This is a genomic window from Paraburkholderia phosphatilytica, assembly GCF_003443895.1.
Lineage (GTDB): Bacteria > Pseudomonadota > Gammaproteobacteria > Burkholderiales > Burkholderiaceae > Paraburkholderia > Paraburkholderia phosphatilytica.
On record NZ_QQOA01000003.1, the window covers coordinates 15,496 to 35,123 of the forward strand.

The 19,628-nt window shown below is 62.8% G+C and carries 19 protein-coding genes and 2 pseudogenes; 6 read left to right on the plus strand and 15 right to left on the minus strand.

Features of this window, described 5'->3' with window-relative positions:
- Window positions 1-223 precede the first annotated feature (223 nt).
- Together DVS29_RS38095 and DVS29_RS03660 are read left to right on the plus strand one after the other, a co-directional pair.
- Window positions 224-424: pseudogene (locus DVS29_RS38095) on the plus strand (GntR family transcriptional regulator); the annotation flags it as partial.
- A gap of 135 nt (window positions 425-559) precedes the next feature.
- On the plus strand, window positions 560-1,657 hold the full coding sequence (locus DVS29_RS03660) for an aminotransferase-like domain-containing protein (protein ID WP_240655464.1): 1,098 nt from the start codon (window positions 560-562) through the stop codon (window positions 1,655-1,657).
- 34 nt (window positions 1,658-1,691) lie between these two features.
- Here the strand turns inward: DVS29_RS03660 and DVS29_RS37195 are convergent, their stop codons facing one another.
- The 8 genes and pseudogenes from DVS29_RS37195 to DVS29_RS03690 all read right to left on the minus strand — a co-directional run bounded on the left by DVS29_RS37195 (window position 1,692) and on the right by DVS29_RS03690 (window position 9,827).
- The gene (locus DVS29_RS37195) at window positions 1,692-1,838 is read right to left on the minus strand and encodes a hypothetical protein (protein ID WP_164707839.1); all 147 of its coding nucleotides are present in this window, start codon (window positions 1,836-1,838) and stop codon (window positions 1,692-1,694) included.
- A 44-nt stretch (window positions 1,839-1,882) separates the two neighbouring features.
- Window positions 1,883-2,040 (minus strand): annotated as a pseudogene (locus DVS29_RS37740) (Arm DNA-binding domain-containing protein); the annotation flags it as partial.
- 13 nt (window positions 2,041-2,053) lie between these two features.
- Window positions 2,054-3,301, minus strand: a complete 1,248-nt coding sequence (locus DVS29_RS03670; protein WP_118179095.1) for a Wadjet anti-phage system protein JetD domain-containing protein — start codon at window positions 3,299-3,301, stop codon at window positions 2,054-2,056.
- Entirely contained in the window at window positions 3,298-6,681 is a 3,384-nt protein-coding gene (locus tag DVS29_RS03675; protein ID WP_118179096.1) for an ATP-binding protein, read from the minus strand. Before DVS29_RS03675 ends, DVS29_RS03670 begins: the two co-directional genes overlap by 4 nt.
- Window positions 6,668-7,309 (minus strand): DUF4194 domain-containing protein, encoded by a 642-nt coding sequence (locus DVS29_RS03680; RefSeq protein WP_118179097.1) that lies wholly within the window; start codon window positions 7,307-7,309, stop codon window positions 6,668-6,670. The genes DVS29_RS03675 and DVS29_RS03680 overlap by 14 nt, the downstream gene beginning before the upstream one ends.
- 2 nt (window positions 7,310-7,311) lie before the next feature.
- Window positions 7,312-8,766 carry a DUF3375 domain-containing protein gene (locus tag DVS29_RS03685; protein WP_118179098.1) on the minus strand — a complete coding sequence of 485 codons (1,455 nt, stop codon included), beginning with the start codon at window positions 8,764-8,766 and terminating at the stop codon, window positions 7,312-7,314.
- Between the two features lie 132 nt (window positions 8,767-8,898).
- Complete coding sequence (locus tag DVS29_RS38300; protein ID WP_205962397.1) at window positions 8,899-9,303, minus strand: HipA domain-containing protein; 405 nt, start codon at window positions 9,301-9,303, stop codon at window positions 8,899-8,901.
- Window positions 9,252-9,827 (minus strand): hypothetical protein, encoded by a 576-nt coding sequence (locus tag DVS29_RS03690; RefSeq protein WP_205962398.1) that lies wholly within the window; start codon window positions 9,825-9,827, stop codon window positions 9,252-9,254. Before DVS29_RS03690 ends, DVS29_RS38300 begins: the two co-directional genes overlap by 52 nt.
- 182 nt (window positions 9,828-10,009) lie before the next feature.
- On the opposite strand from DVS29_RS03690, the gene DVS29_RS03695 reads away from it, so the two are divergent.
- Together DVS29_RS03695 and DVS29_RS03700 are read left to right on the plus strand one after the other, a co-directional pair.
- Entirely contained in the window at window positions 10,010-10,477 is a 468-nt protein-coding gene (locus DVS29_RS03695) for a helix-turn-helix domain-containing protein (protein WP_118179099.1), read from the plus strand.
- Window positions 10,474-11,049 carry a PIN domain-containing protein gene (locus DVS29_RS03700; RefSeq protein ID WP_118179100.1) on the plus strand — a complete coding sequence of 192 codons (576 nt, stop codon included), beginning with the start codon at window positions 10,474-10,476 and terminating at the stop codon, window positions 11,047-11,049. Before DVS29_RS03695 ends, DVS29_RS03700 begins: the two co-directional genes overlap by 4 nt.
- A 186-nt stretch (window positions 11,050-11,235) precedes the next feature.
- Here the strand turns inward: DVS29_RS03700 and guaA are convergent, their stop codons facing one another.
- The 3 genes from guaA to guaB form a co-directional block, all read right to left on the minus strand.
- Window positions 11,236-12,819, minus strand: a complete 1,584-nt coding sequence (gene guaA / locus DVS29_RS03705; protein WP_118179101.1) for a glutamine-hydrolyzing GMP synthase — start codon at window positions 12,817-12,819, stop codon at window positions 11,236-11,238.
- A gap of 249 nt (window positions 12,820-13,068) precedes the next feature.
- On the minus strand, window positions 13,069-13,803 hold the full coding sequence (locus tag DVS29_RS03710; RefSeq protein WP_118179102.1) for a hypothetical protein: 735 nt from the start codon (window positions 13,801-13,803) through the stop codon (window positions 13,069-13,071).
- A gap of 6 nt (window positions 13,804-13,809) precedes the next feature.
- Window positions 13,810-15,270 carry an IMP dehydrogenase gene (gene guaB / locus DVS29_RS03715; RefSeq protein WP_118179103.1) on the minus strand — a complete coding sequence of 487 codons (1,461 nt, stop codon included), beginning with the start codon at window positions 15,268-15,270 and terminating at the stop codon, window positions 13,810-13,812.
- A gap of 274 nt (window positions 15,271-15,544) precedes the next feature.
- Between guaB and DVS29_RS03720 the strand changes: the two genes are divergently transcribed.
- Window positions 15,545-16,597 (plus strand): DMT family transporter, encoded by a 1,053-nt coding sequence (locus DVS29_RS03720; protein ID WP_118179104.1) that lies wholly within the window; start codon window positions 15,545-15,547, stop codon window positions 16,595-16,597.
- 84 nt (window positions 16,598-16,681) lie between these two features.
- On the opposite strand, the gene DVS29_RS03725 is transcribed toward DVS29_RS03720, so the two are convergent.
- Complete coding sequence (locus DVS29_RS03725; protein WP_118179105.1) at window positions 16,682-17,014, minus strand: RnfH family protein; 333 nt, start codon at window positions 17,012-17,014, stop codon at window positions 16,682-16,684.
- A complete protein-coding gene (locus DVS29_RS03730) occupies window positions 17,011-17,448 on the minus strand; it encodes a type II toxin-antitoxin system RatA family toxin (protein WP_118179106.1) in 438 nt (145 codons plus the stop codon). The genes DVS29_RS03725 and DVS29_RS03730 overlap by 4 nt, the downstream gene beginning before the upstream one ends.
- Before the next feature lie 100 nt (window positions 17,449-17,548).
- Here DVS29_RS03730 and smpB point away from each other — a divergent pair, with 100 nt between their 5' ends.
- Window positions 17,549-17,995 carry an SsrA-binding protein SmpB gene (smpB, locus tag DVS29_RS03735; RefSeq protein ID WP_118179107.1) on the plus strand — a complete coding sequence of 149 codons (447 nt, stop codon included), beginning with the start codon at window positions 17,549-17,551 and terminating at the stop codon, window positions 17,993-17,995.
- A 142-nt stretch (window positions 17,996-18,137) separates the two neighbouring features.
- Here smpB and DVS29_RS03740 read toward each other — a convergent pair whose 3' ends face one another.
- Together DVS29_RS03740 and DVS29_RS03745 are read right to left on the minus strand one after the other, a co-directional pair.
- Window positions 18,138-19,070, minus strand: coding sequence for an SPFH domain-containing protein (locus tag DVS29_RS03740; protein WP_118179108.1), 933 nt, complete (start codon window positions 19,068-19,070; stop codon window positions 18,138-18,140).
- A 45-nt stretch (window positions 19,071-19,115) separates the two neighbouring features.
- Window positions 19,116-19,574, minus strand: coding sequence for an NfeD family protein (locus tag DVS29_RS03745; RefSeq protein ID WP_420816066.1), 459 nt, complete (start codon window positions 19,572-19,574; stop codon window positions 19,116-19,118).
- Window positions 19,575-19,628 lie beyond the last annotated feature (54 nt).

The window sequence follows — 19,628 nt, forward strand, 5'->3', positions numbered from 1 at the left end:
CGACCGCTGCTCCATCGTAGCCTCGATGAAATCTACGGCTGCACGGGCTTCACTGCGGTATGAGATCCGGATTGCTCCGGACGCGATCGCATAGCAAGCATCGTAGCGCTGCCGCCTCGACCATAACAGTCACAATTTCTGCGAGAACGAACCATCACAGTTTCTCTTGGCTGACGGGAGTTCCGGGCCGATAATTGCGGATTACCCCGTTCCGATCGCTCTCATGGACACGCCCACTCCGTACCGGTACGAACAACTGGCCGAACTCATCGTCGGCATGATCGACAACGGCGCGCTAGCACCGGGCGTGCGTCTGCCTTCCGTGCGCACCGTCAGCGAACAGCACCGCATCAGTATTTCCACGGCACTCCAGGCGTACCGCCTGCTCGAGGATCGAGGCATACTCGTTGCGCGGCCACAGTCGGGCTTCTACGTTGCCGCCGCACGCCGGGGTGCGCTCGCGTTGCCGTCCGCCTCGCGACCGCGCGCGAAAGCATCGACGGTGTCAATCAGCGGGGCCGTCGCGGCACTGCTCGAGCACGCATCGAACGCGGGGCTCGTGCCGCTCGGCTGCGCCGTACCGGATGCGGAACTACTGCAATCGAAGCGGCTCGACATGGCACTGGCGCGCGCCGCGCGCCAACACGGCACGCGCTACAACATCTATTGCGCACCGCAAGGCGAACCGCGCCTGCGCCGCGAAATCGCAAGGCGGGCCATGGGTATCGGACACGCGCTTTCGCCCGACGACGTGCTCGTGACGAGTGGCTGCACCGAGGCGCTGACTCTCGCGCTAAGTGCTGTTGCCAAGCGCGGTGATGCGATTGCGATCGAATCACCGACCTACTTCGGCTTTCTGCATACGATCGAAATGCTCGGCCTGAAGGCATTCGAACTGCCGACCGACCCGACGCGAGGCGTCGATGTCGACGCGCTGGCGCGCCTGCTTGATATGGAACCGGTCGCCGCCTGTCTGCTGTCGTCGAATTTCAACAATCCGTTGGGTTGTGCAATGGCCGAGACGGACAAGCGCTCGCTGCTCGCGTTGCTCGCACGGCACGACGTGCCGCTGATCGAGGATGACGTGTACGGCGACGTCTACTTCGGCCGTGAGCGCCCCAAGCCCTTCATCGCGCTCGACGGCGGCGCCAATACGATCTACTGCAGCTCTTTTTCGAAAAGCCTTGCTCCGGGGTACCGGGTCGGCTGGATAGTCGCGGGCGCCTACGCGCAGCGGGTGATGGAACGCAAACTCGCGTTCAGCCTCTGCGGCGCCGTCTTGCCGCAGGTCGCGCTCGCGGCCTTTCTGGAAAGCGGCGCTTACGATACGCACCTGCGCACGATCCGCCGCCTGTTCGAAGAGAACCTTGCACGCATGACGCGCACGATCGAGACAAGCTTCCCGGCCGGCACGAAAGTGAGCCGGCCGGCTGGTGGCTTTGCGCTCTGGCTCGAACTGCCAAGGCGCTTCGATTCGCGCATGCTCTTCGACGAAGCGCTCGAACACGGCATTTGCTTCGCGCCTGGTGATGTGTTCTCTGCAAGCCGGCGCTTTCGCAACTGTCTGCGCTTGAGCGCGGGGCATGCGTGGAATGACCGTATCGATGACGGCGTTCGCCGCCTGGGTCAACTGGCACAGATCCAGCTTGGGCGCTGAACGGATTTGCAAGCTAGCCAATCGCACTGGCTGTTCAAACCAGCCCCGCCTTGACGTCCGCTTCATGGCGCGCCTGATTTTCGCCGCTCATCGGATACAGGCCCCCAAGCGCCGCGCCCGATCCGACGTGTTTGAGAATCGATGATTCGCTTTGTTCCTGCGGCAGCGCGGCCTTGAACAAGTCATGCAGGACTGCAGAGGAAATGACGTTCGCGCCGTCGGTTAGCGGACGATTGTCAGCGTTTCTCGCCGCTCGTCTATGCGGTAGTCGTATCGAAAGGAAATGGTGCCCGCCGGAGATACTGCAACATACCGTCGCGGTCGGCGATCTTGTACAGGGCTGTGCGCGGCTTGAGGTTGCGGAGTGCAAATTCGGTGAGCATCAGAGAGGCTATTTCACTGTCCTGCAGACTTGGCGAGCGCGGTTTCAACCCACTGGAAGCCAATACGCTCTTGCTCGAGCCGCAAATTTTTACGAAGCCGGTTATCGCGCAGGTCGTTGAACAGCGCTTTCTCCGCATCGTCGAGCCGTGACAAGTCGCGGAGCACCTGATCATGCTCCTCACCCCATTGAGCTTCGTGGGCGATCAGCGTCGCCCGGTCCATCAGAAAAGACTCGACGTGGTCGAATCGGCTGCGCAACTGATCGAGGATGGCGAAGCCATGAGTGTCGATATCTCCCCAGTAGTGGATGCTGCAGCGGGAAAGCCATGCCGCTTTTGACAGCGCGTCCCATCCATAGCCTGCACCGAAGACGACGATCGTATCTGCTAGAGGCGGGAACGCGAGGAAGTTCGTTTCGTTCTCAGTGATGAAAACCCGGCAGGTCGGCATGGCCAGCGCGGCAAAGCTGTCCGCATCGACTGAGATATCGGGAAGCGCAGGGCCGGGAAGCATGGGCAACTGCGCGTCGAGCACGCGAAACCGGATACGGGCAGGCTTGTCGAGGAAGCCGTAGCGGGCCGCGAAGTGCACAGCGCCGTTTCTTTCTACCGCGACGGCCTCCAGGGGAAGGACGAGATCGAGCCATTCTGCCAGCACACCGCGCCAGTTTTCGATGTACTTACTGTGCACACCGGCAATATCCACTTGTCTCAGGTAAATGCCGGGACGTGGATGCCGTACGATCCAACCGACCACTGCCAGTAAACGTTCACATTCGTCAGCCAGCTCAAGCGCCTGCAGCGGACGCCGGCGAAACCATACCAGCAGCGCCGGCTGCCGCGAGCCCACGAGGGCGAGCAAGCGGCCGAATTGTGCCGCTTCGCCAAGCTTGCCGATCATCGCCAGCGCACTGTCCAGATCGTCAATCCAGACCGCCTGCGGCACTCGCTGAACACCGAGGACACGATGATTGAACTCGCGCCATTCGATCCGGATCCGGGCGACGGTGACAAGCTCAGCAATCCATTCGCGCACAGCCTGGAAACGTTCGGTGAGTTCGGCCGAAGCCGGTCCCCTCAGGACGAGCCGCAGCGGGAACGCACAGCCGGAGCGCAGGTCGACCTTCACTTCGTCGCGAGCGGTAAGCACGGCATTCGGCGCCGTGCAGGCGTCGTCGCTAACCATGCTGCGCAACAGTTCACCTCGCTCCCACAAACGGCGCACCTGCGCTTTCAGGTCACTGGCGGTTGTCCAGCTCACGTCGAGCCCTCCGCCTTGCGCGCGAGATGCTCCTCGATCGTCAGATTGCGCAGCTTCGAAGCACGTCCCTCATCGTTGTGCACGAAGCCGACGCTGGAAACGAATGGCTCGATGATATGGATCTTCTGCAGCGGTGTAACGATCAGCAGTTGCAGGTTGAGCTGCTTGAACAACTTAAGCCCGTATTGCGCGGACTCGTCCGAGCCACGTCCAAACGCTTCGTCGATGACCACGAAGCGGAACGAGCGTGACCGTGCCGCGCCCCATTCCAAACCAAATTGATACGCGAGGCTGGCTGCGAGAATCGTATAGGCCAGTTTTTCCTTCTGCCCGCCCGACTTACCGCCCGAATCCGAATAGTGCTCGTATTCCGTATCATCTTCGCGCCAACGCTCGCTTGCGGCAAACAGGAACCAGTTGCGCACGTCGGTGACCTTCGTAGTCCATCGGCGGTCCTGATCCGACAGGCCTTCGCGGCCGCGAAACCGGTCGATAATCGCCTTGACCTGCAGAAATTTGGCTTCAGAATACTGTGTGTCGTCCGAACCGGTCAGCATACCCTCCGTGCAGGCTCGCAGCTCCGCCTGGAAATCGCGGATGTCTGCATCGGGGCTCGCCTGAGACTCCAGCACGATATAACGACCTGGGTCATAGTCGATTTGAGCCAGCGATTCATTGATGCGGGCGATGCGTTCCTTGATCGTTTCGCGTTCCCGCGCCAGTTGCCCGTTGAAGTTGGCAATCTCGTTGATCGTGTTGACGTTCAATAGCTCCTTGAAGCGAGCCTCGAAGCGCGGAAGATCGTCGGTATTCAGGCGAGCCAGCAACTCGCGATACTCGAACGTGGCTTCGAGGCTGGCGTCGAAATCGGCCGTATCGAGCTTGTATGTGTCCTTAAACGTCGACATGCTCTTGATGATGCGCTCGGTGAGGCGATCCAGGCGCTTGGCCTCGGCGTCCATATGCGCCTGCAACGCGTCACGCAGTTCGCGTTCACGGTTGTCGCATGACTCGACCGAAAGCTGATGCTCGCCCAGAATCTGCGCGCGCAGCACGTCAAGCCGCTCGCGGGTATCGGGGGCGATCCCGGCCAGCCATGCCGCGGTTTGCTCCCGCAATGCTTCGGCCGCTTCGCGTCTGGCGTCGATCCCGCCTAACTCCCGGTTGACGTCCGACAATGCCTTCTCGCTCTCCTTCAGCGCCGCCTGCACCGAGTCAAGCTGCGCGGCCAGTTCCAGCAACGCGTTGCTGGCCGCCTCCAGACGCGCTTTCTCATCCTGCAGGCGAGCGATCGTGGCTGAGCAGCTCTGCCAATCCAGCTCACGGAAATCGTTGAACTCATTGAGCGCCGCCAACACCTCCAACTGCCGCCGCAGTTTCGTCTGATCGCCCTGCGCTTTGGCGATCTGGCTGGCGATGCCGCCAAGGCGCATCTCGAGCGCACGCAGTTGCCCTTCCATCGCGGCGATCTTGGCGGCGTTGCTCCAACCGAGGACGTAGCGGCTGCGGTCGTCGAGACGATGGCGGTCGTCTTTCTCATGGCGTTCGCCGGACGCCTTGACCTGCCCTGTGCGAGTCAGCGCACGGGACTCGCGACGAAACTGTTCCTGCGTCGCGCAGCACGCGTAATCGAAGCGCCGCGCCAGCGCCCGCTCAAGCCAGCCGTAAAACGGCGAATCCGGTTTGATCGCGACGTTGCGCACCAGCGAGTCGCGATGCAGCTCGGCGATGTCCTGGTCGCGCGTGGCTCGCACGCGAAAATACACGAGCCGTCCCGCGAGATGCGTGCGATCCACCCACGCGGCGACATCGGAATAGTGCGCATCGGGCACGAGAAGCGAGAGGCCAAAGTTATGCAGCACCCGCTCGATCGCGCCTTCCCATTCGCGCGCTTCTTCACGCACCTGGATCAGTTCACCGGCGAACGGCATGCTGTCTTCGTCGAGACCGAGTGCTGCGCACAACGCCGCACGCATGGCGATCTGCTCCTTGGGGATATTGCTGCGTCGCGCCTTCAGGCTCGCGACTTCCTCGCCAAGCACATCATGTTCGCGCTTGCCCTCACGCAGCGACACGCCCCACTCGGTGATCTGGTTTTGCAGATCGGCTTCCCGCTGACTCACGCCCTCGCGCAGATCGGTCACCTGCTGCCGCTGCGCGATGAAATCAGGCTCGTCGGCAATCGCGGTTTCACCGACCTCAGCAAGCAATTGCGCGTGACGTTCGGCGCGCTGCTGGCGTCGATTGCGTTCGCGTTCCTCGTCTCGAATAGCGGCAGCAAGCTGCTCCAGCCGGTCACCGCCCTGCTCGGCAATCGCACGCTTTAGGCGATCGGCTTGCGTTCGATCCTGGTCGCACTGCTCGATACGCCGCTCCCTCTGCGCGCAAAGGCGTGCATGATCTTCCGCGAGCAACTGCAACCGCCGATCCAGCAGGCCCAGCTTCAATTCGGCGAAGTACGGCTTCAGCGCATCACGGCATACGCGCGAAGCCTCCAGTTCCACCGCCAGCGCGCCGTGCTGGTCGCAGTCCGCCACCAGGGGCCTGAGCAGCTCCACCTGACGCTTCGCCTTGAGCACTGCCTCGTGCGCGCGATTCAGATCGTCGAAGTGCGAGATCAGCGCGGCAATACGAGGCGCGACGTCGAACGGCTCGAGCATGTGGCTACGCACGAAGTCGGTCAGGTTACCGACCGACTTCATCGACACTGTCTGATGAAACAGCTCGAGCGCCTGCTCATTGTCGATGCCGAAGCGCCGGCGAAACCACGCGCCATATCTCGGAAAGGTGTCTTCGATTTGCGCGCCCAGGCTGCGCAACTTTTTGCGCAATTGCGCGATATCGGAGCCGAAGTGGACAAAGTCCGTCGCTATCGACAAATTCCGCTCAGCGCCGACATAAAAACGCTCGGGCTGGCTCTGCGCCTCTTTCATCCAGAAGACCTGCGCCAGCGAGATCGTCTGGTCATACCCAGCGTTGTGGAACACGCCGAGGATCACCGAGTAGCTGTTGCGGTCCCGCAAGGAAACGGGCCTGGCTGTACCGGTCACCTCGTTGCGCTCGGACTTGTAATGCCCGAGTACGTATGAGCGCAGCGTCCGCTCCTTGCTGTCCGCTCCTGCCGCCTTGTTGTAGGCGATACGCTGGGAGGGAACCATTAGCGTCGTAATCGCGTCGACCAGCGTCGACTTGCCCGAGCCGATGTCGCCCGTCAGCAGACCGTTCTTGCCATCCAACTGAAGCGTCCATACGCGCCCGTCGAATGTGCCCCAGTTAAAAACTTCCAGGCGAGTCAGGCGAAAGCCGGAGAGCGTGTCGTCGGCGAGAAAATCCAGTTCCAGCAGTTTTGGAATCGCCTCGTTCGGCTCATTCATCGACATCCCCTCCCGGTCCTGCCGTCGTGCCCGTCAGTTGCGCCTGGTACGCGGCGAGACGCGTGTCGAAGTCCGACAGCCATTGCGCGTCGACGAACGCCTTCAGGATGCGCTGCACTTCGAAACTGGCCGAGCCGTTCGCAACCTTCAACCGGCGCAGGAAGCCCAGCTCAACGATCTTGTTGATGTGCGTTTCGATCTGATCGATCAGCTTCGCTTCATTGCTGCTGTCCGGAAGGAAGACCCTGACGAGCTCGACGATGTCGTCGCGCGACAGCACCAGGCGCGTATCGCCGCCACCGGCATCGAATTCGGCAAGCTTCTTGCGCAGCAATGCCAGCAGCAGGCTGACCGGAAAAGAGATCGGCCGGCGTGCAATCAAACGCGGCAGCTTTGGCGCTGCGCCATCTTCAGCCTGCTCGGGACGGCTGCGCAGGAACGCGTAGCCTTCGGCCTCGTCCAGCACCAGTTCCAGGCCCAGTACCGACACGTAGTCCCGCACGCGTGCCTGCAGGTCGAGCAACGCGCCCCACAGACGTTCATCACCCTCACGATAGATCACGCCTTTGAGCAGCGTGATCGCCAGTGTCGATAGATCGACGTTCCCCGCCACATCTTGTCGTTCGTCTTCCATCTTCACCTCACAAAGATCACGCGTGGCAGCCGTGCGCATCGTGTCTTCGGCGTCTCGCCGCGACGGGTTGTTTGCCACACGATGACTTCGTGCGCATCTTCGTCCACGACCGTCTTGAACGCGTCGCTGCCCAGTTGCAGATACGCGACCAGCTCCGCAAGACCCTGCTGCAGCGGGTGTGATTCGATCAGCTCGCGCAACGTCACTTGCGACCGATCCTGCAAGGCCTGGCGGATATGACCCGCGAGCTGCGCACGGTCAACCACCACTTGCAAATACAGTGCCGCAGCGTCCAGATCGACGTCGCCCGTTTCCAGCGCAATATCCGTGATAACCGGCTTCTGCACGGGCGTGTGCAGCGGACGTTCCATCGGAAGCTCGACGTCGGATGACAACTCGCCAAGATTCATTATCTCGCCGACCGGCGGCGTGTCGCGTACAGCCAGCGCCCTGGCTTCGATGCCGCGCAGGATGTCCATGATGCGGCGGTTCTCCAGCCACGCCTGGTCATCGAGGAACCGGCGCAGTTGCTGCGACAACTGTGCGACCGTGCGCTGCGTGTGTTCGCCCGCTTCCAGCCAGTCGTAATGCACGCGGCCGGTCCGAACGTCGGGCTTGAGGTTGGCCACCACGGGCAATGCAAGCACTCGCGCGAGCCGTTCGGTGAGCTCTTCCTGGCGAGTGCTGGACATCAGGAAATCCCAGAATGCGCGGAAGCTTTTGCCCTCGTCCGAGTTACCGATCGCATCGCGCTCGCCCATGATCTCCTCCAGTAGCGCGCCCTTCGAACCCTCCCACAGCGCAATGCGCTCGCGCACCCGACGGTCGAGCATGCGGAAGTTCTGCTCCACTTCGCGAAAGTCGGTCAGCAGGTCGCGCGCCAGCTGCATGAATTGCTGGAAGCGATCTTTGAGGGCCGTGTCGTCCAACAGTGGAAGGTCCCCGGAATTCACCCGCGCGATCTCGGCATCGATCTCGTCTCGACGCCTATGTAATTCGGCTATGCGCTTTTGCGGATCGGATTCGCTGCCTTCGCTCATCTGCCGCAACAACTCGAACAACGTCAGCAGGCGTGATTCCGTGCCGACGAAGCTGCGTTCCGTTAGCGCATCCAGCCATACGATCGCTTTTTCCGTAGCTGGCGTAAGGTCGAAGTGGGCTTCGTCCGAGCCCTGGCGGTAAAACTTGCGCAACCAGCCCTTTTCCGGGCTGGCCCAGTCGTTGAGGTAGTCGAGCGCGCGTTTAGGATAGGCGTCCGCGTCCAGGCAATCGCGCAGTGTGTACAGTTCGTCTTCGAGCACTTCGGAGAGGTCAGCGGCGGACATCACGCGCACGTTCGGAACCACGAAAACGCGATGCAGGAAGCTCGCCACCAGCGGGGCGTGGTCGGAACGCAATAGCCGCCATGCTGGATGGCGCGTGCGAAGGGTGTCGAGGGTTGAGTAGTCGAGTGGCAAGGCTCTGGTCCCGGGCCGGCTCGTATCATTTGGCATGATCCGGCCGCGCGCTCATGTTAACTTGACGGCTGTAACGATACGCCCATTGCGCGCCCACTTCTGCATGCTTGGAGCAGGAGGAAACCTGTCGTCTCACATCCTCAGCGGCTTCCGTCTTCCATACCCTTGCGCAGCAAGGGTGTGAAATTTCCGACAGGACATCTGCAAGCCGCCTTGCCACGTCCGGTTTTCACCTGGGCCAGCCCAACGGCGGTTCCGCTCGGTCGAGCGGCGTGAATACCGTCGCTGACACCAGCGTGCTCTTTCGAACGCGATCCTCGATACAGGTCGCAACCGCAATGCAGCGCAAGTCAGTGCGTCAACCAGTTCGGGATAACTGCCGCATTGGCCGTCCCTCGATCCCGTCATCGACATAGCCGAGAGAAAGGGGATGCGAATGCTCCCAGCACGATCGAAGCGACGCGACAGCAGCACAGGCTGGCCTGCTACCTGGAGCAGATCGTGATGCGGGGTGGATATGCCGGCGCGTTCAGCCAATCGCAGTGCGATTTCCTCCTAGATACTATGGTTCTGTATTCGTCGGTCTCCTTCGGGAATTTGGCAATCGACAAATAGCCGTGCCGGTCGATGACCGAGACCTTGGGACGTGCGCCACCGAGTGACGACGCCGGCGCGAAGATCAGTTGCAGATCCTCATCAGTTTCCTCGTCCCGCAGGATCCGCTCGGTGATTTGCAGCAGCCGCCCCAATTCGATGAGCGCGGGGACGCCGACGGGCACGGGCGCCTGAAATTCGTCTTCTCCGCTCCAGCGGAATCGCAGTGCACCCAGACGCGTTTCATCCGCTACGCCCAACAGATAATCCGGTTCACCGAGCGTACGCACGCTCCGTCTTTCCCATTCGGCCTGTCGACGCTCCGCGCGCTGCATGAGGCGGTGCCCCCAGGCATCGGGCGCCGAATCGCCGATCGAACCAAAGACGGATTGATCTGGCGGCGGCGGGAAAACACCGCGCGTCAACGCCAGCGCCGGCTCGATCGAAAAGCGCTCGGCGTCGGCCAACCAGGTCTCGTCATATTCGAACGAGACCGTTTGTCCGGCGACAATTACTTCTGCCGGCCTCATACGATCGACATAGCTCGACCTCAAGCGGCTCCTCGCCCAGCCCCCTTTCGTTTATTGCGTTTTTCGATTATTTCGAATACATTTCACTCTGAGATTGCTTCACAACCGAGGAATTCGCCATGACCACTGCCGCACAAACCAAGATGACGCTGCCCGCCGAACGGGAAGTTCAAGCAGCCATGCAGGGTCAACGCGCCTTGGCGGCCTACCTGGCAACGCGCCTCGAAACGCAACGCATCCAGATCTTCGATGACCGGAACCAAGCCCACCAAGTAGAGTTGCCCACCTCTGCGTTGCGTCTGCTCGTCGATATCCTGGCCGAGTTGGCCGACGGCAATGCAGTGAAAGTCGTACCTGTCCATGCAGAACTGACAACCCAAGAGGCCGCGGACATCCTCAACGTCTCCCGCCCTCACCTGGTCAAGCTATTGGAGGATGGTGTACTGCCGTTTCATCGGACGGGAAAGCATCGTCGGGTGAGGTTCGCGGATCTGATGCAGTACAAGGATGCACGCGACCATGCTAGCGAAGAGGCCATGGCCGAACTCGCCCGCCAGGCTCAGGAATCAGACATGGGGTACGAATGAGGCATTCCCCATTCACTGCCATCTTTGATGCCTGTGTTCTCTATCCTGCGCCGTTGCGCGACTTTCTGATGTGGCTAGGACTGTCGGGACGGTTCCGTGCCCGCTGGAGTCGCGATATTCATGAGGAGTGGAAACGCAATCTACTGCTCAACAGGCCCGATCTGACACGCGCGCAGGTGGATCGCACTTCAGACCTGATGGATCGCGCAATCCCCGATGGCTTGGTGGATGGGTATGAAGATCTCACCGCGGGACTGACTCTGCCCGACCCCGACGACCGCCATGTTCTGGCTGCGGCCATCCGCTGTGGTGCCAGCGTGATCGTAACGTTCAATCAGCGGGATTTCCCAGCGGACATCCTCGCTTTCTACGGAGTGGAGTCTCAACATCCCGACGAGTTTGTGGAGAATCTCTTCGATCTTGATGCAGCAGCGGTGGTAGCCGCAGCGCAGCGCCAGCGTGCACAACTCAAGAACCCACCTATTGACGTCGATCGCTATCTGGAAATCTTATTTCGGCAAGGATTGGTTCAAACGATCAAAGCCTTAGCAACCTATCGTTCCATTCTCTAACATCGCAACCCAACACGGGCCGATTAAATTACTCGATACCATGTTGGAATTGTGCGCCCAAACATGGTATCGGCGTTTTTTCCATGGCACGCCCTCCGCGTGCCATAAGAAATACCATTGATGATGTGGGATTATATTTAACGAATATTATTTTTTACCACAAAATCAATAACCTATAAATCACCCTCACTCCCACTCAATCGTCGCCGGCGGCTTCCCCGAAATGTCATACACCACCCGATTGATCCCACGCACTTCATTGATGATCCGGTTCGACACATGCCCGAGCAGTTCATGCGGCAGGTGCGCCCAGTGCGCGGTCATGAAATCAAGCGTCTGCACTGCGCGCAGCGCGACCACGTATTCGTAGGTCCGGCCGTCGCCCATCACGCCGACGCTCTTCACCGGCAGAAACACCGCGAACGCCTGGCTCGTCAGCTCGTACCAGCTCTTGCCGGTTTCCTTGTCGACGGTGTTGCGCAGCGTCTCGATGAAAATCGCGTCCGCGCGACGCAGCAGGTCCGCGAACTCGCGCTTCACTTCGCCGAGAATCCGCACGCCGAGACCCGGGCCCGGGAACGGATGGCGATACACCATGTCGTGCGGCAGACCGAGCTTCACGCCCAGTTCGCGCACCTCGTCCTTGAACAGCTCGCGCAGCGGCTCGAGCAGCTTCAGGTTCAGCGTCTCCGGCAAGCCGCCAACATTGTGGTGGCTCTTGATCGTGTGCGCGGCCTTCTTGCCCTTGCCTGCCGACTCGATCACGTCCGGGTAGATGGTGCCCTGTGCGAGCCACTTCGCGTCCTTCAGCTTGCCGGCTTCCGTCTGGAACACCTCGACGAACTCCGCGCCGATGATCTTGCGCTTCGCTTCCGGATCGGTCACGCCCTTGAGCTTCGACATGAACGCTTCGCTCGCGTCGACGTGAATCACCTTCACGCCGAGGTTGTCCGCGAACATCGACATCACCTGCTCCGCTTCGTTCAGACGCAGCAGGCCGTGATCGACGAACACGCAGGTGAGCTGATCGCCGATCGCGCGATGCAGCAGCGCCGCCGCCACCGACGAATCCACGCCGCCCGACAGACCGAGAATCACGTGCTCGTCACCGACCTGCGCGCGGATCTTCTCGACGGCTTCGTCGATATAGTGGCCCATCTCCCAGTCGGCCTTCGCGCCGCAGATCGACAGCACGAAGCGTTCGAGCATCTCGCGGCCCTTCACCGTGTGCGTGACTTCCGGGTGCCATTGCAGGCCGTAGAAGTGGCGCGCCTCGTCGGCCATCGCCGCGATCGGACACGATTCCGTCGACGCCATCAGCTTGAAGCCTTCAGGCATCTCGAGCACCTTGTCGCCGTGGCTCATCCACACCTTCAGCATGCCGTGGCCTTCAGCGGTACGGAAATCTTCGATGCCTTCGAGGAAGCTCGTATGGTTGCGCGCGCGCACCTCGGCGTAACCGAATTCGCGCAGGTGACCGGCATCGACCTTGCCGCCCAGCTGCTCCGCCATCGTCTGCATACCGTAGCAAATGCCGAGCACCGGCACGCCGAGCTCGAACACCGCCTGCGGCGCGCGCGGCGTGTCGGCGTCGGTGACCGAGTTCGGACCGCCGGACAGGATCACGCCCTTCGGCGCGAACTCGCGGACGAACGCGTCATCGACGTCATACGGATGGATCTCCGAGTACACGTTCGCCTCGCGGACGCGTCGGGCGATCAGTTGAGTGACTTGCGAGCCGAAGTCGAGGATCAGGATCTTGTCGTGCATGGCAGCGGCCGATAGAGAGGGATTGAGCGGATAGGGAGTGATACGGGAAACTGGAAAGCCGCGTGTGCTGCGCGGCGAATGGCGTGTCTGTGTTCGTGATGTGGCGGCGAGGCGGTTGCCGCAAGGCAGTACTGCGGCCGCGATGCGTCCGGTTGCTGAAGCGTTCGATGCGTTCGATGCTGTCGAAGCGCGTTCGATGCGCGCGGGCGGACTTCGTCTGTATTCGTAGGGTTCGGTGTGTTGCGTGCGTCAACCATGAAACGGAGGCCGCGGATTCGCGACCGAGTCGCGCGCTTCGCGCCGCGCTGCTTCGCGCGCCGCCTCCTCTTCCGGCGTGAGCGGCACACCGGGCATGAGCGGCGCGGTTCTCATCGGCGGGGTCGTAGGGATGTCCGGGGGTACGTTACTGCGAGGCGACATCACCGGCTCGACCGGCACATAGCTCGCCGCCGTGAGCGGGGCCGCGGATCTTGGTGCGTTCGTCGCATCCACTGCAGCCGTGTCTCGCGCAGCAGCACGACGGTCGGCCTTCACTTCCGCTTTCGCGTTGCGTTCGGCCACCAGCGCTTCCGCGGCAAGTACCCGTTCGCGCCGGCGTACCGCACCGGCCAGCCGCACGCCACCGAAGCCGATGATCAGCAGCACCGCGCCCGCCAGCACCGATACAAGCTGGCCAAAGCCCGTCAGCGCCGGCTTGCGCAGCGCGAGCAGCCACACCAGCATCAGCACGCCGACCACCCAGTTCACGTGCCCGACGGTACGCGCGACCGGCGTCGTCATCGCGCCGTGCACCGATGCGCGCAACGCAAGCCACGCCATGCCGAGCAGCACTACACCGAATGCCTGACCGACCATCGATGGATCCGTCGGCACCAGCTGCAGCGCGTTGTACAGCGACGTCCAGGGCGTCAGCAGGAACAGCACGCCGAACCCGAGAACCAGCAATGCATCGACGACGAGTACCGCGCGCAGCAACGTTTTCATCGGTGTTTAGTCCACGTGGTAGTTGGGCGCTTCCTTCGTGATCTGCACGTCATGCACATGCGACTCGCGCATGCCGGCCGCGGTGATCTGCACGAACTCGGCCTTGTCGTGCATTTCTTCGATCGTGCGGCAGCCGCAGTAGCCCATGCTCGCGCGCACGCCGCCGATCAGCTGGAACAGGATCGCGCTGACCGAACCCTTATACGCGACGCGGCCTTCGATGCCTTCCGGCACGAGCTTGTCGATGTTCGCGGAGTTGTCCTGGAAGTAGCGGTCCGCGGCGCCGTCCTTCATCGCGCCGACCGAGCCCATGCCGCGGTACGACTTGTACTGGCGGCCCTGATACAGGAATACGTCGCCCGGCGCTTCTTCGGTGCCCGCGAACATGCTGCCCATCATCACTGCGTTCGCGCCGGCCGCGAGGGCCTTCGACACGTCGCCCGAGAAGCGCACGCCGCCGTCCGCGATGGCCGGCACGCCCGTGCCCTTCAGCGCTTCCGCGACGTTCGCGATCGCGCTGATCTGCGGCACGCCGACGCCCGCGACGATCCGCGTCGTGCAGATCGAGCCGGGGCCGATGCCGACCTTGACCGCGTCCGCGCCGTACTCGACGAGCGCGCGCGCAGCATCCGCCGTGGCGATGTTGCCGCCGATCACTTCCACGTGCGGGTAGGTCTTCTTGACCCAGCGAACACGTTCCAGCACACCCTTGCTGTGACCGTGCGCGGTATCGACGACGATCACGTCGACGCCCGCCTGCACCAGCAGCGACACGCGCTCTTCGTTATCCGCGCCGACGCCGACCGCGGCGCCCACGCGCAGCTTGCCGTGCTCGTCCTTGCACGCGTCCGGGTGTTCGGTCTGCTTCGTGATGTCCTTCACCGTCATCAGGCCGCGCAGCTCGAATGCGTCGTTGACTACCAGCACGCGCTCGAGGCGGTGGCTGTGCATCAGCGCCTTCGCATCGGCGAGCGGCGTGCCTTCCTTGACGGTAACGAGCCGCTCGCGCGGCGTCATGATGTTGCGCACCGGCTCGTCGAGCCGGCTTTCGAAGCGCAGATCGCGGTTCGTGACGATACCGATCAGCTGCGCGCCTTCGACGACCGGAAAGCCGGAAATGCCATGCTGTTGCGACAGCGCGATCACGTCACGCACCTTCATTTGCGGCGGCACCGTGATCGGATCGCGCACCACGCCCGATTCGAAGCGCTTCACCTTCGCGACTTCACGCGCCTGCTCGGCCGGCGTCAGATTCTTGTGGACGATACCGACGCCGCCCAGCTGCGCCATCGCGATCGCGAGACGCGCTTCGGTGACCGTATCCATTGCGGCGGACACGAGCGGCATGTTCAGGGAAATCTTGCGGGTCAGCCGGGTTTTCAGGCTGGTGTCGCGCGGCAGAACGTCGGAGAAGGCCGGGACGAGGAGCACGTCATCGAACGTGAGTGCTTTCTGGATCAGACGCATGGCAAATCCTATAGGCGCAAAAGCGAATTATACGCGAAACCGGAGCGGTTTTTGCTGCGCGAACAGCGAGTTAGCCGGTTTCGTGTCGTTTTTCCCGCTTCGGCGCCGTCGTGCCCGCGCGGAAATTTCGCTCTGCCTTTCAGGTCGTGTTCGGACGGTTTTCGTTTGCCCGGATTGCACGTTTCGCGGGCAGTGCAGGATCGAACAAGACCGCGGCCGCGGCACCTTCTACACTTCGCCGCATCGGGTTTTCCTTTTTGTCGGAGCAGTGTCGATGCAGCGCGGTGTGTTCTACGGCGTCCTCGCGGGCGCGATCTGGGGCGCGATTTTCCTCGTCCCGCGCACGCTCCCGGAGTTTTCTCCCGTGCAGATCGCGGCCGGCCGCTACATGATGTACGGCGTCGTGTCCGTCGTGCTCGCGCTGCCGTCCGCGCGCTCGCTGCTCGCGCGTCTCACGCGCCGCGACCTCGCCGAGCTCGTCCGGCTCGCGCTCGTCGGCAACCTGCTCTACTACATCCTCGTGACGGACGCGGTTCACACGATCGGCGTCGCGCCGGCTTCGCTGATCATCGGCGTGCTGCCGGTCAGCGTGACGCTCGCCGGCCGCGGCGACCACGGCGCGGTGCCCGTCGCGCGGCTCGTCGTGCCGCTTTCGCTGGTGATGGCGGGCATCGTCTGCATCAACGTCGACGTGTTCTCCGGCGGCACGCACGGCGCGAGCCTCGCGCTACAGCTCGGCGGGCTGGCCAGCGCCGTCGGCGCGCTCGCCAGCTGGACCTGGTTCGCCGTCGAGAACAGCCGCTATCTGCGCCGGCACACGCATTTCTCGGGCAGCGAATGGTCGATGCTGTGGGGCGTTGTCACGGGCGGGCTCGGCGCGCTGCTGTGGGTCGTGCTGCTCGGGTGGCAGGCGGGGATGGCGGCGCTGCACGCGGGCGGCACGGATCAGCTCGATGCCGCCGCCGCAATTCCGGCGTCGCGCTGGACGACCTTCTGGCTGTTGAACCTGTTTCTCGCGATCGGCCCGTCGTGGCTCGGCAACACGTTGTGGAACGCGGCGCAGAAGCGCCTGCCGCTGACGCTGTCAGGTCAGCTGATCGTCTTCGAGACGCTGTTCGCGCTCTTCTACGGCTTCATCTACGATGCGCGGCTGCCGCGGCCGCTCGAACTCGCCGCCGTCGCGCTGCTGGTGATCGGCGTGAGCTGGTCGGTGCGGCTGCATGCGGGGGAACGGCGCGGCGCGGCTACGTCGGAAACGCCCGATGCGGTTGCAAGAGATGCTTCTGAAGAATCCGTCGAAGACAAGGCCCAGCCGCAAGCGCACTGAGTTGCGCATTGAGTTGATTCGCGCGCGGACGGCCCCAGATTGTTCAAGCGTTCGATCCGTGGAGCCGGGCCCGAACCCGCAGCGTCAGCGCGAGTCCTTCGGCAGCCACTTGCGCCCTTCCACCGACCCGGCCTTGCGGCTCTTGTCGACGCGTCGCTGCCGCGCGGCCTTCGGATCGACGATCAGCGGCCGGTAGATTTCGACGCGATCGTGATCGGCGAGCACCGTATCGCGCGGCTTCAGTTTGCCGAACACGCCGACCTTCGCGTGCGCGAGGTCGAGTTCCGGGTGCTGCTGCTGGATCGCGCTCGCGTCGAGCGCCTGCTGCAGCGTCGCACCTTCGGGCAGGCGCAGTTCGATGCGCGTCTGACGGTCCGGCAGCGCGTAGCAGACTTCGACGAAAAGCTCGCGGCTCATGGCTTGCCGTAGCGCTGGTCGGCGCGCTTCACGAACGATTCGACGAAGGTATTCGCGATGTGACTGAACACTGGCCCAATGATTTTTTCGAGCAGCACGTTCGCGAATTCGTAGTGCAGCGCGAACTCGATCTTGCAGGCGTCGGCGCGCAGCGGCGTGAACCGCCAGTAGCCGGTGAACTTCCGGAACGGGCCATCGGCGAAATTCATGTCGATGCGGGTGGGACGCTCCTGCGTGTTGTGCGTCGCGAAGTGCTGCTTGATGCCCTTGAAGTTGATGTCGATCCGCGCTTCCATGCCGGTCTCGTCCTGACGGCGGATCTCGACGCCGCCGCACCACGGCAGGAAGTTCGGGTAGTCGGCCACGTCGGTGACGAGGTCGAACATCTGTTCCGCCGAATGGCGTATCAGGACGGTTTTCTGGACATCTGCCATAAATAGCGGACTTGCAGCGAGGATGGACTGGCGGCGGCGTTGCCGCCGCGGTGCGCTTTGCTAGAATTGTGATTTTAAACGAGTTGGCCACTTTCCATTCATGAGCATCATCGACAACAGGAAGGCATTCTTCGATTACTTCATCGAAGACCGCTACGAAGCGGGGCTCGTGCTCGAAGGATGGGAGGTCAAGGCGCTGCGCGCGGGGCGCGGCCAGATCAAGGAAGGGTACGTCGTGATCAAGAGCGGCGAGCTGTTCCTGATCGGCACGCATATCAGCCCGCTGCCCGAGGCCTCCACCCATATCAAGCCGGACCCCGTCCGCACCCGCAAGCTGCTGTTGCACAGCGAAGAGATCGACAAGCTGATCGGCAAGGTCGAGCAGCGCGGCTACACGCTCGTGCCGCTCAACTTCCACTACAAGGGCGGCCGCGTGAAGTGCGAGATCGGCCTCGCGAAGGGCAAGAAGCAGCACGACAAGCGCGAAACGGAAAAGCAGCGCGACTGGCAGCGCGAAAAGGCGCGGCTGATGCGTACGCCGACGTGAACGCGCGGTTTCGGGCGCTTCCTGCATCCCGCTTTCCACTTCCCGCAAACGGCAAGGCCCGCATCGAATGCGGGCCTTGCCTTTTTCAGCGTTGCAGCAGCGTGCGTGCGGCGATCCGCCGCGTTGTGGCGCCAGGAAGGCGCTACGAGCGCAGTTCCTCGCTCCGCGTACGGTTCACGATGGTCAGCGCCGACGCGATCATCGAGCTCATCTCCGCGAAATTGCCCGGCACGATCAGCGTATTGCCCTGCTTCGCGAGATTGCCGAACGCCGTCACGTACTGCTCGGCCACCTTCAGGTTCACCGCATCCATGCCGCCCTGCGACTGGATCGACGCCGCGATCTTCTGGATGGCCTGTGCGTTCGCCTCGGCCACCGCGAGAATCGCCGACGCCTGCCCCTGCGCCTGATTGATCGCGGCCTGCCGCTCGCCTTCCGATTTCTGGATGGCCGCTTCGCGCGCGCCGGCCGCGAGATTGATCTGCTCCTGCTTGCGGCCTTCGGACGCCGCGATCAGCGCGCGCTTCTCGCGCTCGGCGGTGATCTGCGCCTGCATCGCGTGCAGGATTTCCTTCGGCGGCGTCAGGTCCTTGATCTCGTAGCGCAGCACCTTGACGCCCCAGTTCGATGCGGCTTCATCCAGCGCGGACACCACGCTGTGGTTGATGAAGTCGCGCTCCTCGAAGGTCTTGTCGAGTTCGAGCTTGCCGATCACCGAGCGCAGCGTGGTCTGCGACAGCTGCGTGATCGCGAACACGAAGTTGCTCGACCCGTACGACGCCTTCATCGGATCGGTGACCTGAAAGTACAGCACGCCGTCCACCTGCAGCTGCGTGTTGTCGCGCGTGATGCAAACCTGGCTCGGCACGTCGAGCGGAATTTCCTTCAGCACGTGCCGGTACGCGACGCGATCGATGAACGGCAGCACGAGCGTCAGGCCCGGCGTCAGCGTGGCGTGATACCGGCCGAGCCGCTCGAGCACCCATGCGTGCTGCTGCGGCACGATCTTGACCGTCTGCGCGATCACCATGACGACGATCAGGAAAACGATGGCGGCGGCAATTGTCGATTCCATCTGCACTCCATCCGAATGGCCTGGCTGGCCGTTATTGGTCTTTTTTCACGCGTGCGCCGGTTGCCGGCTCGCGCTGACGATCAGGCAACTGCCGCGCAGCGCGGTGACCTTGTACCAGCGTGCGTCTTCCGGCTCGCCGGGCGCGAGTTCGACGTCCCATTGCGCGCCGCGATAGCTCGCCCGCGCGCGGCGGTCGTGCCAGCTTTCGACGGCGAGCTCCGCACCGATGTCGAGATTCACGTCGGGATTCTGCTGTGCCTCGAGCCGCGGCGGCCGGCGGCCGATGCGTGAGCGCCGCAGCACGAGCACCGCCGCCACCGCGACGACCGCGGCCACCAGCAGCTGCACGCCGAACGGCGCGCCCGCGAGCCGCGCGATCGCGCCCGCGATGCAACCCAGCGCGACCATCAGCATGTAGAACGTGCCGACGAGCAGCTCGAGCACCACGAGCGCCCCCGCGCCAACCCACCAGAACCATCCGGCAGCACTCACGATTCTCTCCATCGCGCCCTCACGGCGGGCGGTCGCCCGATTTATAGCACGAAGCGCCGGCGTTGT